17 protein-coding genes and 1 riboswitch are annotated in these 14,973 nt (G+C 39.5%); of the genes, 15 read left to right on the forward strand and 2 right to left on the reverse strand.

All coding sequences use genetic code 11. From position 1 onward, the window contains the following. Positions 1–12: 12 nt before the first annotated feature. The 13 genes from ACXAD1_RS04780 (at position 13) to ACXAD1_RS04840 (ending at position 10,261) form a co-directional block, all read left to right on the forward strand. The gene (locus ACXAD1_RS04780; protein WP_206834862.1) at positions 13–708 is read left to right on the forward strand and encodes a response regulator transcription factor; all 696 of its coding nucleotides are present in this window, start codon (positions 13–15) and stop codon (positions 706–708) included. After that, complete coding sequence (locus tag ACXAD1_RS04785; RefSeq protein ID WP_474909587.1) at positions 705–2,057, forward strand: HAMP domain-containing sensor histidine kinase; 1,353 nt, start codon at positions 705–707, stop codon at positions 2,055–2,057. The genes ACXAD1_RS04780 and ACXAD1_RS04785 overlap by 4 nt, the downstream gene beginning before the upstream one ends. A 70-nt stretch (positions 2,058–2,127) precedes the next feature. Next, positions 2,128–2,820, forward strand: a complete 693-nt coding sequence (locus tag ACXAD1_RS04790) for a PepSY domain-containing protein (protein WP_474909588.1) — start codon at positions 2,128–2,130, stop codon at positions 2,818–2,820. A gap of 95 nt (positions 2,821–2,915) precedes the next feature. Next, the gene (locus tag ACXAD1_RS04795; protein WP_474909589.1) at positions 2,916–3,467 is read left to right on the forward strand and encodes a PepSY domain-containing protein; all 552 of its coding nucleotides are present in this window, start codon (positions 2,916–2,918) and stop codon (positions 3,465–3,467) included. A 128-nt stretch (positions 3,468–3,595) separates the two neighbouring features. Next, entirely contained in the window at positions 3,596–5,008 is a 1,413-nt protein-coding gene (locus ACXAD1_RS04800; RefSeq protein WP_206834872.1) for a SpoVR family protein, read from the forward strand. 711 nt (positions 5,009–5,719) lie between these two features. Then, positions 5,720–5,980 (forward strand): metal-sensitive transcriptional regulator, encoded by a 261-nt coding sequence (locus ACXAD1_RS04805; RefSeq protein ID WP_206834874.1) that lies wholly within the window; start codon positions 5,720–5,722, stop codon positions 5,978–5,980. A gap of 81 nt (positions 5,981–6,061) precedes the next feature. Continuing rightward, entirely contained in the window at positions 6,062–6,421 is a 360-nt protein-coding gene (locus tag ACXAD1_RS04810; RefSeq protein ID WP_206834876.1) for a rhodanese-like domain-containing protein, read from the forward strand. Between the two features lie 15 nt (positions 6,422–6,436). Beyond that, a complete protein-coding gene (locus tag ACXAD1_RS04815) occupies positions 6,437–6,733 on the forward strand; it encodes a rhodanese-like domain-containing protein (RefSeq protein ID WP_206834878.1) in 297 nt (98 codons plus the stop codon). Between the two features lie 153 nt (positions 6,734–6,886). Beyond that, complete coding sequence (locus ACXAD1_RS04820; protein ID WP_206834881.1) at positions 6,887–7,363, forward strand: DsrE/DsrF/DrsH-like family protein; 477 nt, start codon at positions 6,887–6,889, stop codon at positions 7,361–7,363. A gap of 30 nt (positions 7,364–7,393) precedes the next feature. Beyond that, positions 7,394–7,972, forward strand: a complete 579-nt coding sequence (locus tag ACXAD1_RS04825) for a sulfurtransferase TusA family protein (RefSeq protein WP_206834884.1) — start codon at positions 7,394–7,396, stop codon at positions 7,970–7,972. A 40-nt stretch (positions 7,973–8,012) separates the two neighbouring features. Then, on the forward strand, positions 8,013–9,134 hold the full coding sequence (locus ACXAD1_RS04830; protein WP_206834887.1) for an MBL fold metallo-hydrolase: 1,122 nt from the start codon (positions 8,013–8,015) through the stop codon (positions 9,132–9,134). A gap of 57 nt (positions 9,135–9,191) precedes the next feature. After that, entirely contained in the window at positions 9,192–9,419 is a 228-nt protein-coding gene (locus ACXAD1_RS04835; RefSeq protein ID WP_206834891.1) for a sulfurtransferase TusA family protein, read from the forward strand. Between the two features lie 62 nt (positions 9,420–9,481). Next, positions 9,482–10,261: a sulfite exporter TauE/SafE family protein gene (locus ACXAD1_RS04840; protein ID WP_206834893.1), complete on the forward strand. Its 780-nt coding sequence runs from the start codon at positions 9,482–9,484 to the stop codon at positions 10,259–10,261. A 56-nt stretch (positions 10,262–10,317) separates the two neighbouring features. Here the strand turns inward: ACXAD1_RS04840 and ACXAD1_RS04845 are convergent, their stop codons facing one another. Then, entirely contained in the window at positions 10,318–11,211 is an 894-nt protein-coding gene (locus tag ACXAD1_RS04845) for a YitT family protein (RefSeq protein WP_206834895.1), read from the reverse strand. A 369-nt stretch (positions 11,212–11,580) separates the two neighbouring features. Here ACXAD1_RS04845 and ACXAD1_RS04850 point away from each other — a divergent pair, with 369 nt between their 5' ends. Then, positions 11,581–12,483 (forward strand): YihY/virulence factor BrkB family protein, encoded by a 903-nt coding sequence (locus ACXAD1_RS04850; RefSeq protein WP_474909590.1) that lies wholly within the window; start codon positions 11,581–11,583, stop codon positions 12,481–12,483. Positions 12,484–12,514: 31 nt separating this feature from the next. On the opposite strand, the gene ACXAD1_RS04855 is transcribed toward ACXAD1_RS04850, so the two are convergent. Further along, positions 12,515–12,829: a DUF948 domain-containing protein gene (locus ACXAD1_RS04855; RefSeq protein ID WP_275722860.1), complete on the reverse strand. Its 315-nt coding sequence runs from the start codon at positions 12,827–12,829 to the stop codon at positions 12,515–12,517. A 290-nt stretch (positions 12,830–13,119) separates the two neighbouring features. Beyond that, positions 13,120–13,221: riboswitch (purine riboswitch) on the forward strand. A 318-nt stretch (positions 13,222–13,539) separates the two neighbouring features. Here ACXAD1_RS04855 and ACXAD1_RS04860 point away from each other — a divergent pair. Continuing rightward, a complete protein-coding gene (locus ACXAD1_RS04860; protein WP_009331492.1) occupies positions 13,540–14,835 on the forward strand; it encodes an NCS2 family permease in 1,296 nt (431 codons plus the stop codon). The last annotated feature ends 138 nt before the right edge of the window (positions 14,836–14,973 follow it).

Below are 14,973 nucleotides of genomic sequence, written 5' to 3' on the forward strand. Positions count from 1 at the left end.
GGAGTGAGTTTTTTGAAGGAATCAATTCTTGTTGCGGAAGATGAAGCTAAGATCGCCAGGCTTCTGGAAATTGAACTTGAATTCGAGGGCTATCAAGTGACAAAGGCAATGGATGGTTTTCAGGCAATGGAGTTTTATCGAACTGGCAGCTGGGACTTAATTATTCTGGATATCATGCTGCCGGGATTTAGCGGAATTGAAATTCTGCGAAGAATTCGCAGCAAGGATAAACAGACCCCCATTTTGCTGCTGACGGCTAAAAGCTCAGTGGAAGATAAAGTATCTGGTTTAGATTTGGGTGCGAATGATTACATAACAAAACCTTTCCAGATTGAGGAACTGCTTGCGAGGATTCGGGCGGCATTAAGGGTTAAGTCAGCGGCTGCCAAAGAAACGGCAGCTAATGATTGTCTGGAAGTGTCAAATTTAAAGCTCAATGAAAAAACAAGAGAAGTCAGCAGGGGAGATCAGTTCATAGAACTGACGCCCAGAGAATTTGATTTACTTGTGTATTTAATGACAAATAAAAAACAGGTCCTGAACAGGGAACAGATTTTGGAGGCCGTCTGGGGATATGACTTTTTGGGGGACACAAATGTCGTGGATGTCTATATCAGATATTTGCGCAAGAAAATAGACTTGCCTGAGATGCCTTCTCTTATCCATACAATCCGCGGAGTAGGGTATGTATTAAAGGAGACGAAATGAATCTTAGGAAGAAAATTTATTTGTATACAACCGTTCTCTTTGCCGTATTGCTGCTTGTCATGAATATCGCTGTTTATGCTGTTTTCAGCAAATTAATATATGAAAATGAGCAGGCGGCCATTTCAAATGAAATGGCTAATATAACAAAAATTGCACAAAGTTCAATCGGGAATGTTCCGGAAGCTGAACTGCTTAGGGCACTTGTTCCTTCAAGTGGGATGGTAAGACTGGTTCAGCCGGATAAAAAGGCAGTAACCTCAACATCTGCGGATGAAAAGGCGCTCAGTGAAATTCCTGCAGAGTATATCAGCAATGAATTGATAAAAACAATGGAAAGTGATAAGAAGGCCTATATGTTTGCGTCTGCACCAGTGATCCTTCCAGATGGTGAAATAGGGAGCTTTCAGCTGACCAGAAGCATGGAAAGTGCAGAAAAAATATTAAGGACTCTACGCTTCGTTCTAGGGATTGTCACAGTCCTGGCAATGATTCCCGTTCTAATCTCCAGCGCTATCCTTAGTAAGTTTATTACAAGGCCTGTTGCAACAATGACAGCCACCATGAAAGAAATTAGAAAAAGCGGCCAATTCAAACGTCTTGAACTGGAGGAAAAATCTCAGGATGAGCTGCATCAAATGGGTGAAACCTTCAACCATATGATAGATCTTCTTGAATCCAATTATGAAAAGCAAAAACTTTTTATATCAAATGCTTCCCATGAGTTAAAAACCCCATTAACTGTTATTGAGAGTTATTCAAGCCTGCTTAAGAGAAGAGGATTGAAAGAACCTGAATTATTTAATGAATCAATAGAAGCCATTCATTCAGAGGCATTAAGAATGAAGGAAATGACAGAACAGCTTCTTTTGCTTGCACGGCATGATGACCAGTGGATGCTCGATTTGAAATTGATAGATCTTAACAGTTTTTTAACCCAAGTTATTCGGACTTACGGAGATGCTTTTAAAAGGACTATACAGTTGGAATTCAGATTGGCTGATAATACCTTTATTCAAACGGATGAAAATAAGTTAAGGCAGCTCCTGTTTATTTTTCTGGATAATGCCAGGAAATACAGTGATGATGTCATAAGGGTTAATGCTGGGATAGAGAAAAGTGAAGTTTATATCCGGATTGAAGATCGCGGTATGGGTATTCCCCAGAAGGATCTGCCAAGGGTGTTTGACCGTTTTTACCGGGTAGATGAGGCAAGAAACAGAAAAACAGGAGGATCGGGACTGGGACTGGCTCTTGCCAAAGAAATCGCTGATGCTCTAGGGGTTGAGATCAGACTCGAAAGTACTGAAGGATTAGGAACTGCAGCATCCATAAGCATCAAAATAACTTAACCATTCTCATCATTTTCTCATTTTATTATCAGATAATGGAGAAATAAGATAAGTAAAGAGGTGTAAGGAAATGAAGCATAAACTTATAATAATTTCAGCTTCGGGGCTTCTGCTTGCTGCGCTCCTTGTATTTGCTGTAATACAATTCATTAATGTCTCTGCTTCTGAATCCATCACTGAAAGTGAAGCCAGGGAATTAATAAAAGACCGATATCAGGGAGAAATTCTGAATTTGAAAAAAGTGAATAGCACTTATTTGATTGAAATGAAAAGAGGAGAAGGGTTCTATGAAATAATGCTGAGTGAAAACAGGGGAGAAATTCTTTCATTTGAAAAAAAGGATCAGACTTCTAATGGTGAACAGAAACAGCTTGATGAAGAAAAAATAAAGGGAATTATTCAGGCAGAAGAATCTGGTGAATTACTCTTCCTGAAAAAAGTGACTCAGAAAGAAAAGCCAGCCTTTGAGGCAATCGTTCAGAAAGATGAAGAGAAGATTAAGATTATTGTTGATGCTCTGAATGGTGAAATTTTATCTCGTGCTACTGAGAAAACTAAGGTCCCTGTCAAAAATCTAACCGAAGAGGAAGCCGTCCAGATTGCTCTAAAAAATGAACCTGGGGAAGTGGATGATATCAGCTTTGGAGAAACAGACAAGGGATCTTATTATCTTATTGAGATAGAAAAGGATGATGGCAGGGAAGCAGCTGTCCAGATCCATGCTATTACAGGAAAAGTGTTGTCGGTTACCTGGGATGATTAATCCCTTTCTCATCAAATTTTAATTTTCTTATCCTTTTTCTCTCATTTTCACCGGTTATATTGAACATGTAGAAAAGAAAAAGGAGGAAGAATAAAATGAACAAAAAATTTGCAGTTATTTCTTTGGCAGGAGCTGTATTGCTGGGTGGTGCTGTTGCAGCAGGTGCAGCAGATACGAATGGAAAAGGAAGCACCGGGAGTAAAATAGAAGCAGTACAGGATTTGATTACTGTAGAAGAAGCGAAGAAGATTGCTCTTTCTGAAGCAGAGGGAAGAGTAGAAAGCATTGAATTGGAAAGAGCAAATGGCAATCAGTATTATGAAATTGATATTGAGAACGGGACAGAAGATTTCGATATTAAGATTAATGCCTTAGATGGAAAAGTTATATCATTTAATAAAGAGCGTGACGACGATGATGACAATGATCAGTCCGAAAAAGAGGTAAATGGGGAAAATATAATCTCCGAACAAAAGGCTATTGAAATAGCTGAAAAAGAGGTTAATGGAACGTTGAAAGAAATTGAAATAGATGAAGACGATGGTCAAATCCTATATGAAGTTGAACTGCAAACAAAAAAAGGCGAAGCAGATGTTGATATTGATGCTGAAACAGGAAAAGTATTAAAAGTCGAATTGGGTGACTAATTCTAAGTGGAAAGCGGGGCGGAATGCTCCGCTTTTTGCTGTAATTTGTAACAAGCTTATGAAGAGACTACTCATCAATCCTCTTGTTGGTTCATAGATTATGGTAAGGACTAAAAGGGGGAGTGGCAATGCGAGAAGAAGAAAATAAGTCATTGGAATATGCCATTCAGGAAATTACTGAAATTGCAAATGGGTTTGGCTTGGACTATTACCCGATGAGGTATGAAATCTGTCCTGCAGAAATCATTTATACATTCGGGGCTTATGGCATGCCGACCAGGTTTTCGCATTGGAGCTTTGGAAAACAGTTTCATAAGATGAAGCTGCATTATGATTTAGGATTATCAAAAATTTATGAGCTTGTAATCAATTCGGATCCTTGCTACGCGTTTTTGCTCGATTCCAATGCCCTTATTCAGAACAAATTAATTGTTGCACATGTTTTAGCACACTGCGATTTCTTTAAAAATAATGTCCGTTTTCAAAACACAAAGAGGGACATGGTAGAGAGCATGGCTGCAACTGCCGAAAGAATCAGGCAATATGAAATTGAGTTTGGGAAGAAGGAAGTGGAAACTTTCCTTGATGCAGTTCTGGCAATTGAAGAACATATTGATCCGTCTCTTATGAGGCCGAAGCTCTCATGGAGTACGGAAGATGAATATGAAAGCAGCGGTGATACGGCAGCGTCTAGCCCTTATGATGATTTATGGGGGTTGGATGAAAGGAACAAAAAGCATGAGCCAAAGAAGAAGAAAAAGAAATTCCCTCCAAAACCCGAAAAGGATTTACTGTTATTCATTGAAAGCTACAGCAGGGAGCTCACCGACTGGCAGCGGGATATATTAACTATGATGCGGGAAGAAATGCTCTATTTTTGGCCGCAGCTCGAAACAAAAATCATGAATGAGGGATGGGCTTCCTATTGGCATCAGCGTATTTTAAGGGAAATGGATTTGACATCTGCAGAAGCGCTTGAATTTGCCAAATTGAATGCAGGAGTGGTTCAGCCGTCCAGAACAGGAATCAATCCATATTATCTGGGACTGAAAATTTTTGAGGATATTGAAGAGAGGTATAACAATCCGTCGGAGGAAATGAAGAGACGCGGTGTAGTGCCAGGTTCAGGCAGGGAAAAAATGTTTGAGGTACGTGAAATCGAATCAGACATTTCATTTTTGAGAAATTATTTAACAAAAGACCTTGTCATGAGAGAAGATATGTACCTTTTCCAAAAGCAGGGGAAGGATTATAAAATTGTTGATAAACAGTGGGAGCATGTTCGCGATCAGCTTGTCAGCATGCGTGTAAATGGAGGATTCCCATATTTAACGGTTAATGACGGCGACTATATGAAGAATGGAGAGCTTTACCTTAAGCACTGGTTTGAAGGAGTTGAGCTGGATCTTAAATATCTTGAAAAAGTACTCCCATACGTATACCAGCTTTGGGGAAGAGGAGTCCATATGGAAACCATTGTTGAAGGCAAGAATATGCTTTTCACTTACGATGGGAAGAGCATTCATAGAAAATACTTATAATAATGGAGGACGAACCACATCTGAAGTGGTTCGTTTTTTTGGGTATTTAAAATAAACATGTTTATAAAGAAATGGGAACGATATAAACTAAATACTTTCTTCCTGGGGAGTATTGCAGTAATATTAACGAGTACAAGCGGGGGTATTGGGAATAGGCTATTTGTTGAATTCCCAGTTACTGATATTTAGCTTGGATCCATTCAGAAACTGCAGGAAGGGTGATAATCTTGAAAATTACAGATTCAGCTCGGGACCTATTGAAGCAAGTGTTTCAAGAGAAAGATGCGGCCGGCATTAGAGTATACTTCGCGGGCTTTGGCTGAGGAGGCCCACAAATTGGACTGGCTCTGGATGAGCCGGAAGCAGACGATATAATCGAAACAATCAGTGAAATCCAGGTTGCATTTGACCCGGAAATCAAGCCGCATACAGTAAGTATGATTCTGGACCATGATAAGGAAAATGAAAGACTGGTTTTGTTAGGCAATGAAAGCGATTGCTGCTAAGGCAAAAACAAAAGACACCCGTTTGGGTGTTTTTCTTTTGAAAAAATTCAAATATTGACTATATACCTTTTGGGGTATATAGTGTGAGTTGTAATGAATTAATATTGCAGATGATATTACGAGGTTGCTGCGCAAAAAGGGTTTTGAATAAGTAGTCATTCTCAATCCCTGATTGTCATTCCACCAAATAAATGGGGTGAAAAATATGGTATACGATGAAGGATCAAAAAACCGAATCAAAAGAGCTGAGGGGCAGCTTAGGGGTATTTTGAAAATGATGGAAGATGAGAAGGATTGCAAATCTGTTACTACTCAACTAACTGCTTCCCGTTCTGCTATTGATAAAGCAATCGCTGTTATTGTCAGTCAAAATCTTGAACAGTGCATTATAGAAAATGCTGAAAAGGGTACAGCAAACTCAAGTATTATTGAAGAGGCCGTCAATTTACTTGTTAAAAGCAGATAAAAGACTGTTGACTTCCTCATTTTTTTTAGTTACTATATACCCTATAGGGTATTAATGAGATCTATAATTGGAGGTTAACAAATGACCATTGTAAATGGAGTTATTATTGCTCTTCTTATTATCTTTTTAGTTCGAAAAATGATTCCAGTTAAAGGAGTCAGGCAGATGACACCTGCTCAGCTGCAAAACGAACAAAAGGATAATAACAAGCAATATATTGATGTGAGAACACCTGCAGAGTATAAACGATTCCATGTTCCGGGATTTGTCAATATGCCTCTTCATCAGCTTCACCAGAAAAAGAGCCAGCTATCAAAGGATCAGGAAGTAGTTGTCATGTGCCAAAGTGGAATGAGAAGCAGCAAAGCGAGCAAAATCCTGAAGAAAGAAGGCTTTAAAAATATAACAAATATCAGAGGCGGACTGAGCGCCTGGAGATAAGGGAGGATATTTCATATGAAAACTATGACTGCAAAGGATGCTGAGCAGAAAATAGCTGCCGGGAAACCTTTGAATTTAATCGATGTGCGTGAGGTGGATGAAATTAAGGAAGGGAAGATTCCATCAGCCATTCATATTCCGCTTGGATTAATTGAATTCCGCATGCATGAACTGGATAATAATAAAGAATATGTAATGGTTTGCAGATCAGGCAGCCGCAGTGGACTAGCTGCCCGTTTTCTTGAAAGCCAGGGTTTTAGCGTGATCAATATGAGCGGCGGTATGATGAACTGGGAAGGTCCCATAGAATAACTTGATGTTCGAAAAGAAAAGGGGTATTGACAGAAAGTAAAGCATACTTTAATATATACCCCGCAAGGTATGTAGACATGGTTACCAATAACAATATAAACTTTATTTTTTTTGATTATATGAATACCCATTAGGGTAAAAGGAGGAAGAAGAATGGATAAGAAGAAGACAACGATTGTTCTATTCAGCGGAGATTATGACAAGGTGATGGCAGCTTATATCATTGCGAACGGAGCAGCTGCTTATGACCATGAGGTAACAATTTTTCACACTTTTTGGGGACTGAATGCTCTAAGGAAAGATGAGCCTATTCAAGTGAAAAAATCATTTTTGGAAAAAATGTTTGGAAAAATGATGCCTAGGGGCCCTGAAAAAATGGGTCTTTCAAAAATGAATATGGGAGGCATGGGTCCAAAAATGATTAAAGATATAATGAAAAAGCACAACACGATGCCAGTAAAAGATTTGATTGATATGGCAAAAGAACAGGATATTAAGCTGGTAGCCTGTCAGATGACAGTGGATCTTCTGGGCTTTAAACCAGATGAAATTATTGATGGCGTTGAATATGCTGGTGTAGCAGCGTACCTGGCAGATGCAGAAGATGGAAATGTAAATTTATTCATCTAAACCAAATTTTTAAAATAGGGGGATATCTAAATGAAAACATTAAAAGCAAACTTTACGGTAGATGCAAAAGGCCTTGCTTGCCCAATGCCAATTGTAAGAACAAAAAAGGCAATTAATAATCTAAACCCTGGTGAAGTACTTGAGGTACTTGCAACGGATAAAGGTTCAAAGGCAGATATTCTGGCCTGGTCAAAAAGTTCGGGACATCAATATCTTGGGACAATCGAAGAAGGTGATGTACTTATGCACTATATCCGCAAAGCAAGTGAAAATGAAGAGCGAGAAGCAGCAAATTTTGAGACTATTGCTTCTAACGAAGATCTTAAAAAAGAACTTGAATCAAATTCAGAGATTGTTGTACTTGATGTAAGGGAACCCGCTGAATATGCATTTGGACATATTCCAAACGCTGTTTCCATTCCTTTTGGCGAACTTGAAGAACGAATAGGCGAGCTGGATAAAGATAAAAAGATATATGTAGTATGCCGTACAGGCAGCCGCAGTGATATGGCTTCACAGGCATTAACCAAAAAAGGCTTCTCGAACATAATTAATGTAGTGCCGGGAATGTCTGGCTGGAATGGACCGACAGAAACTAAAGTGAATTAAAAAATTTTATAATAAAATATACATCAGGGGGTATAAGTTTATGAAAGCAATGACTGCTAAAGAAGTAACAAGGAAGGTTATTCAAAATGAAGAGCTATTTATACTAGATGTGCGCAATGAAAGTGACTTTAATGATTGGAAAATCGAAGGTAAACATTTCGAACATCTTAACATTCCTTACTTCGATCTTCTTGATGGAGTAGAGCCTATTCTTGATAAAATTCCAGCTGATAAAGAGATTTTAGTAGTGTGTGCAAAAGAAGGTTCTTCCGTAATGGTCGCAGAAATGCTTGAAGAAGCAGGACGCGATGCTTCCTATCTGACAGGCGGGATGAAATCATGGAGTGAACACCTTGAGCCAGTTAAAGTGGGCGATTTGAAGGGTGGCGGAGAAATCTATCAATTCGTCCGCATCGGAAAAGGCTGCCTATCTTACATGGTGATTTCAAACGGTGAAGCTGCAATCGTGGATGCAACAAGAATGACAGACGTATTTACTGATTTTGCTGCCGAAAAGAATGCGGAGATCAAGCATGTCTTTGATACACACCTGCATGCAGATCATATTTCAGGCGGACGCAAAATTGCTGAAAAAACGGGTGCTTCTTACTGGCTTCCTCCTAAGGATGCAGAAGAAGTAACATTTGAATTCAGCCGTCTTGAAGATGAAAATGAGGTAATGATTGGTTCTGCTAAGATCAGCATTCAAGCTGTTTATTCACCAGGCCATACAATTGGATCAACATCATTTGTGGTAGATGATCAGTACCTTCTATCAGGCGATATTTTATTCATCGATTCAATTGGCCGACCGGACCTTGCAGGAAAAGCCGGTGACTGGGCTGGCGATTTAAGGGAGACACTTTATAAGCGCTATAAGGAGCTATCAAGTGAATTAGTTGTTATGCCTGCACACTTCATGATCATTGATGAGTTGAATGAAGATGGCAGTGTTTCTGGGAAACTTGGCACATTATTTGCTGAAAATCATGGTTTAAATATTGATGACGAAGGAGAGTTCAGAAAATTAGTTTCTGAAAATCTTCCACCTCAGCCAAATGCTTATCAGGAAATCCGCGAAACAAATATGGGGAAAATCAGCCCCGATGAAGAAAAACAGAGAGAGATGGAAATCGGTCCTAACCGCTGTGCTGTAAGATAATTACCTGAATTCAAAAACTTTAGCATAGATAATTTAAAAAACTGGAGGAATGAAAACATGAACACGGCAAAAGTACTGGATGCAAAAGGTTTAGCTTGTCCAATGCCAATCGTAAAAACAAAGAAAGCGATAGGGGAAATCGAATCAGGCCAGGTGCTTGAAGTTCATACAACCGACAAAGGCGCAGTCAAAGACTTGGCTGCCTGGACAGAGTCAACAGGACATGAACTTTTAAAACATGAGGATGACAACGGAATTTTAAAGTTCTGGATAAAAAAGGGCTAATCTATTGAAAGGTAAAAGGGGGTTTCTACTCCCTTTTATCGCTAAAAGGAGGAGATAGCCACATGGATTTAACTTTTTTTATCGTTATATTTTTAATTGGTTTTATCGGGTCTTACATTTCCGGCATGGTAGGAATTGGCGGCTCAATCATTAAATACCCTATGCTTTTATACATTCCGCCATTATTTGGATTAGCTGCTTTTTCTGCTCACGAAGTATCCGGAATCAGTGCAGTACAGGTGTTTTTTGCAACAATAGGGGGGGTCTGGGCTTACAGAAAAGGCGGATACCTGAATAAAACACTTATTATTTATATGGGTTCAGCAATACTAATCGGAAGTTTAATCGGAAGCTATGGTTCAAGGTTTATGACTGAAGGCGGCATCAACCTTGTATATGGTGTATTGGCTTTAATTGCCGCAGTCATGATGTTCGTGCCGAAAAAAGGCTTGGATGATATACCTTTGGATCAAGTAAAGTTCAACAAATGGCTTGCAGCCTTCTATGCTTTGATTGTCGGCATCGGAGCTGGAATAGTAGGTGCAGCAGGTGCATTTTTACTGGTTCCTATTATGCTGGTTGTATTGAGGATCCCTACCAGGATGACGATTGCGACATCACTGGCCATCACGTTTATTTCATCAATTGGATCTACAGCTGGAAAATTGGCAACTGGCCAGGTGGACTATATTCCTGCTGCCATAATGATAATTGCCAGCTTAATGGCTTCTCCATTAGGAGCTGCTGCAGGAAAAAGAGTAAACACAAAAATTCTTCAAGTCATTTTGGCAGTTTTAATTCTGGCAACATCAATCAAAATCTGGATGGATATTTTTAATTAATAGGGAGGGGGCAGCGGACGCTGTTCCCTTTTAGTTTAATCACTTTGATATTTATCTTAGTGAATGGCTTTCTTTTTGAATCTGCCTCCTCTCACTTCAGCAATATCTGCAACTGCTAAAAAAGCACTCGGATCTATTTCTTCGACAATGGATTTTAACTTTGCTTCCTCAAGTCTGGTAATGACACAAAAAATTACTTTTTTGTCATCCCCAGTGTATGCGCCTTCCCCATTTAAGTAGGTAACGCCTCGTCCCAGCCGTGCCATAATCGCTTCGCCGATTACCTTATGCTGGTCGCTGATGATCCATGCAGATTTAGATTCATCCAGCCCGCTGATGACAACATCAATTGTCTTGAAAGCAATGAAATATGCAAGGATTGAGTACATGGCCCGGTTCCAGCCGAAAACAAAGCCTGCAGTAGCAAAAATGAAGATATTGAAAAACATGATGATTTCCCCGACAGAGAACGGGAGTTTTTTATTTACGAGAATGGCCAGTATCTCAGTTCCATCTAAAGATCCCCCATATCTGATTACCATACCGACACCAACGCCAAGAACAATGCCGCCAAATACTGTTGCTAACAGCAAGTCCTCTGTAAACACGGGAACGTCATGCAAGAGGAGGGTGGTGGCTGATAATACCGCTATGCCCAGCAATGTAGACAAAGCAAAGGTTTTCCCTATCTGTTTATATCCGATGTAAAAAAATGGAATATTCAAGATAAAAATAAACCAGCCGAGTTTCCAGCCGGACAAGTGAGAGAGGATAATGGAGATTCCTACTATTCCGCCATCCAGAATTTTATTGGGGACCAGAAACTCTTCGATTCCGACACCCATAAGTATGGCACCAAGTATGATGAAGAAAATCCTTTTTGCAAGCTTGCCTTTAGTCAACCCTTTATGTACATTTGCTTCAACAGCAGTTTCAAGTGAAACGTTCATAAATGACCCCCATTTTAAGTGATGAAAAATTAATATATGTATTAAACACTGTCAGACTGAACGAGCATCTTTAATGAGCTAATAACATAATATGATAGCTTGTGCCATTATAGCTCAAATTAATTATTCGATAAGACTGATTAAGACTATATCTAATTATAACATTTCTTATATTAAATGAGGGATATCGAGTTTTATTCTGATAAGTTGTTTGCCCTTATAAGGATAAATCCCGTTCTGGCGGAAAGGGATCTTTTTTATTTATCTATCAAAAATGGAATGAATATTTTATTAAAATACGATTAGCTCAAAGGTCTTCGGGGAAATAAACACATACAAGCTTAAGCTGATTAAGGGAGGAGTAGTAAAATGCATAAGGTTATTCAATTTGGCAAGAAGCTCGGAAAGGAATTTAAGAATGATCGGGCAACCGGGCTTGCAGCCGAACAAGCCTATTATTATATGCTCTCCGTTTTTCCTTTGTTAATTCTGCTCATCTCCATTGTTCCATATCTTTCACTGGATCCTCAAAAAGCATTATCTTACTTGCAGAGTGTAATGCCGTCAGATTCATTTAATGTTATTGAAGATAATGTAGTGGATATCATTACGAAGCCGAATGGCGGACTGCTGACGTTCGGTATCATAGGTACTTTATGGTCCGCTTCTAATGGAATGCAGGCTTTCATAAGAGCCATGAATGACGCCTTTGATGTAGAGGAAACGAGGTCATTTATTAAATCAAGACTGATATCCATAGGTTTGACTCTGGGTTTGCTGGCAGCATTCATCATTGCTATGGTTCTTCCCGTGTTCGGAAAAATTATCATGAACTTTGTAGAGAATTTTATTAATATACCTGATGGGATGCAGATACTTATCAATGTATTGAGATGGGCTATTGCTTTTGTGATCATGGTTACAGTCCTGGCCATTCTTTATAAGGTGGCACCGAATAAACATTTTCCTTTCAAACAGGTCTTGCCGGGCGCAATAGCCGCAACTGTTATGTGGCAGCTTATATCTTTTGGGTTGTCCTTTTATGTAAGCAATTTTGGGAATTATTCCGCCACATACGGAAGCCTTGGCGGAGTAATTGTATTAATGCTATGGTTCTTTTTAACCGGACTTGCACTTGTGATTGGCGGGGAAATCAGTGCCCTCTATCACAGGAATAATACATTCAAGCCGGGCAGCGGAAAGAAAGATGACAAAGAAAGTTCCAAGGTACAAACAGATGCAGAAGCATATCGTACACTTTCAATAAAATAGGAAAAAATAAAACGAGGGCTCAGCCCTCGTTTTATTTGATCTGGTGGATAAAAGGTATCTTAATGTTCCACCATTTTTTAATTTTCTTCGGTGTTTCCTTTACAGCGGATACCGTATTATTAAAGGTTTGTTTTTTGTAATTGATATCTCTTTGAATTTCTTTCTGAGTTGCAGTCAGTTCGTCAACCCCATTTTTCAATTGATCAGCTTTTAGCTGCATAACAGTGCTTATAGCTGTCAGTTTCTTAATTGCCGGTTTGGCATCCTTGTAAGCTTTAAAAGCATATATGCCCAGAAAGATCAGAGATGCTGCAATAAGAATCAAGCTTGCATATACAATAAACATTGTGGCCTGCCTCCTTTTGCTGGTTTTTAAGAAAATTTTCGAACTGCAATTACTGCTAGTCCCGCCGCCTCTCCCCTCGAGGTGTCGGGGTAACCAAGGCGCCTATGTCTTCCTTATTGTTTACCCATTACAACAAAAAATTAACATTAAACCCCTTTAACCAACTCCAGGATAAAGGGGAATTCTCAGAATAAATTAAAGAATTGACCTTCATATTTGAGTTTGCTAGAATTGTTTTCATTATATCAATATATAATTTTGTTGGCACAGGACATTGATCGACTGGTTTTCTGAGGCCATACATTTTAACCTGTATATGTTCAGAGATAGGGTCTGAGCGTTTCTACCGGGCTGCCGTAAATAGCTTGACTACAGGGGATATAGCTTGTTCGAATCGGCATGCTATTTTCTTCTGTTAACTTATGGCAGCTTCGCACATTGCGGAGCTTTTTTTATTGTTTACTAATGGCTCTTTTCGTATAAATTGTTTTTTTTCGCCTATCAATGTTGTCCGTTGATTTCCGCTCCAGACTGCTCGCTTTCCGCGGGGCGGGCGGTGAGCCTCCTCGACGCTCCGCGTCTGCGGGGTCTCACCTGTCCCACTACTCCCGCAGGAGTCTCGCACCTTCCGCTGCAATCAACTCAGCAAATAATACACAAATAGCAACAAACCTTGCGAAAACAGTCTTATTAATTAAGGAGGGAATGGCATGTCATCTTTTTTCCGGTTTCGTGAAAGAGAAACATCGTACAAACAGGAAACAATCGCAGGTTTAACGACATTTTTATCAATGGCATATATATTAATTGTAAATCCAATTATACTTAGCCAGGCTGGAATGGATAAAGGAGCTGTCTTTACGGCTACGGCGCTGTCGGCAATTATTGGCTCTTTATTAATTGGCTTGCTGTCCAATTATCCAATTGGGATTGCACCAAGCATGGGACTCAATTCTTTCTTCACTTTTTCTGTCTGCATCGGGATGGGCATTCCATGGCAAACGGCTTTAACTGGTGTATTTGTTTCAGGGATTTTATTTGTGATTTTAAGCTTATTAAAAATACGGGAAAAAATTATTAACGTTATACCCAAGGATTTAAAGCATGCAATAGCAGGTGGGATTGGCTTTTTTATTGCTTTTATCGGATTGAAAAATGCCGGTTTGATTGTAGGAAATGAGGCGACATTTGTTGCAATTGGCGATTTTAAATCCCCAGTCACGCTGCTGGCAGTTTTCTGTTTTATCCTAACAATCGTGTTAATGGTAAGGGGAGTTAAAGGTGCCATTTTTTATGGTATGGTCATTTCAGCTGTTGCTGGAATGTTAATTGGCCTTATTGATAAACCGGAAAAAATTGTGGGGGCCATTCCGAGCCTTGAACCGACATTTGGTGAAGTTTTTCAGAATATTGATCAAATCTTTACCCCGGAAATGCTGGCAGTCATATTCACTTTTTTATTTGTTGCCTTTTTTGATACGGCTGGAGCCTTAATCGCCATTGCAAGCCAGGCGGGGTTGATGAAGAATAATGAAATCCCTAATGCGGGAAAAGCGCTTCTGGCAGATTCGAGTGCTACTGTAGTCGGTTCTGTGCTTGGAACTTCTACAACTGCCTCCATGATTGAGTCCAGTTCAGGGATTGCGGCCGGAGGAAGGACAGGCTTTACTTCTGTTATCATCTCTGCATGCTTCGCTATTGCATTATTCTTTTCTCCATTGCTCGGTGTCATTACGGCCGAAGTTACCTCTCCGGCACTTATCATTGTCGGAGCACTGATGGCTATGGAAGTGAAACACATAGATTGGGGGAAACTGGAGATTGCTATTCCGGCATTTGTAACCATCTTAATGATGCCGCTGACTTTCAGTGTAGCAACTGGGATTGCTCTTGGCTTCATCTTATACCCAATCACAATGCTGGCATTGAAAAGGCCAAAAGAAATTCATCCGATCATGTATGGATTATGTATTGCATTTATGGGTTATTTTGTTTATCTTGCATAAGGAAAAGGGCTGCCTGTATACTCAGGCAGCCTTTTTGTGAATCCTAAAGTTGCTTTGAAGAAAATGCATTTCTGCTGGAGATCATCAAAAAATGTTTGACTCCACTCTTTTAGTCTAAATAAAAAGAATACAATAAAA

The sequence above is a fragment of the Cytobacillus sp. ABV4_503 genome, assembly GCF_056158445.1.

What these genes read in the sequence shown, in the direction of transcription:
- ACXAD1_RS04850 (WP_474909590.1), top strand. Translation starts at nt 11,581, where the DNA reads ATGCATAAGGTTATTCAATTTGGCAAGAAGCTCGGAAAGGAATTTAAG.
- ACXAD1_RS04835 (WP_206834891.1), top strand. Translation starts at nt 9,192, where the DNA reads ATGAACACGGCAAAAGTACTGGATGCAAAAGGTTTAGCTTGTCCAATG.
- ACXAD1_RS04830 (WP_206834887.1), top strand. Translation starts at nt 8,013, where the DNA reads ATGAAAGCAATGACTGCTAAAGAAGTAACAAGGAAGGTTATTCAAAAT.
- ACXAD1_RS04825 (WP_206834884.1), top strand. Translation starts at nt 7,394, where the DNA reads ATGAAAACATTAAAAGCAAACTTTACGGTAGATGCAAAAGGCCTTGCT.
- ACXAD1_RS04815 (WP_206834878.1), top strand. Translation starts at nt 6,437, where the DNA reads ATGAAAACTATGACTGCAAAGGATGCTGAGCAGAAAATAGCTGCCGGG.
- ACXAD1_RS04785 (WP_474909587.1), top strand. Translation starts at nt 705, where the DNA reads ATGAATCTTAGGAAGAAAATTTATTTGTATACAACCGTTCTCTTTGCC.
- ACXAD1_RS04805 (WP_206834874.1), top strand. Translation starts at nt 5,720, where the DNA reads ATGGTATACGATGAAGGATCAAAAAACCGAATCAAAAGAGCTGAGGGG.
- ACXAD1_RS04795 (WP_474909589.1), top strand. Translation starts at nt 2,916, where the DNA reads ATGAACAAAAAATTTGCAGTTATTTCTTTGGCAGGAGCTGTATTGCTG.
- ACXAD1_RS04800 (WP_206834872.1), top strand. Translation starts at nt 3,596, where the DNA reads ATGCGAGAAGAAGAAAATAAGTCATTGGAATATGCCATTCAGGAAATT.
- ACXAD1_RS04790 (WP_474909588.1), top strand. Translation starts at nt 2,128, where the DNA reads ATGAAGCATAAACTTATAATAATTTCAGCTTCGGGGCTTCTGCTTGCT.
- ACXAD1_RS04820 (WP_206834881.1), top strand. Translation starts at nt 6,887, where the DNA reads ATGGATAAGAAGAAGACAACGATTGTTCTATTCAGCGGAGATTATGAC.
- ACXAD1_RS04845 (WP_206834895.1), bottom strand. Translation starts at nt 11,211, where the DNA reads ATGAACGTTTCACTTGAAACTGCTGTTGAAGCAAATGTACATAAAGGG.
- ACXAD1_RS04855 (WP_275722860.1), bottom strand. Translation starts at nt 12,829, where the DNA reads ATGTTTATTGTATATGCAAGCTTGATTCTTATTGCAGCATCTCTGATC.
- ACXAD1_RS04860 (WP_009331492.1), top strand. Translation starts at nt 13,540, where the DNA reads ATGTCATCTTTTTTCCGGTTTCGTGAAAGAGAAACATCGTACAAACAG.
- ACXAD1_RS04840 (WP_206834893.1), top strand. Translation starts at nt 9,482, where the DNA reads ATGGATTTAACTTTTTTTATCGTTATATTTTTAATTGGTTTTATCGGG.
- ACXAD1_RS04810 (WP_206834876.1), top strand. Translation starts at nt 6,062, where the DNA reads ATGACCATTGTAAATGGAGTTATTATTGCTCTTCTTATTATCTTTTTA.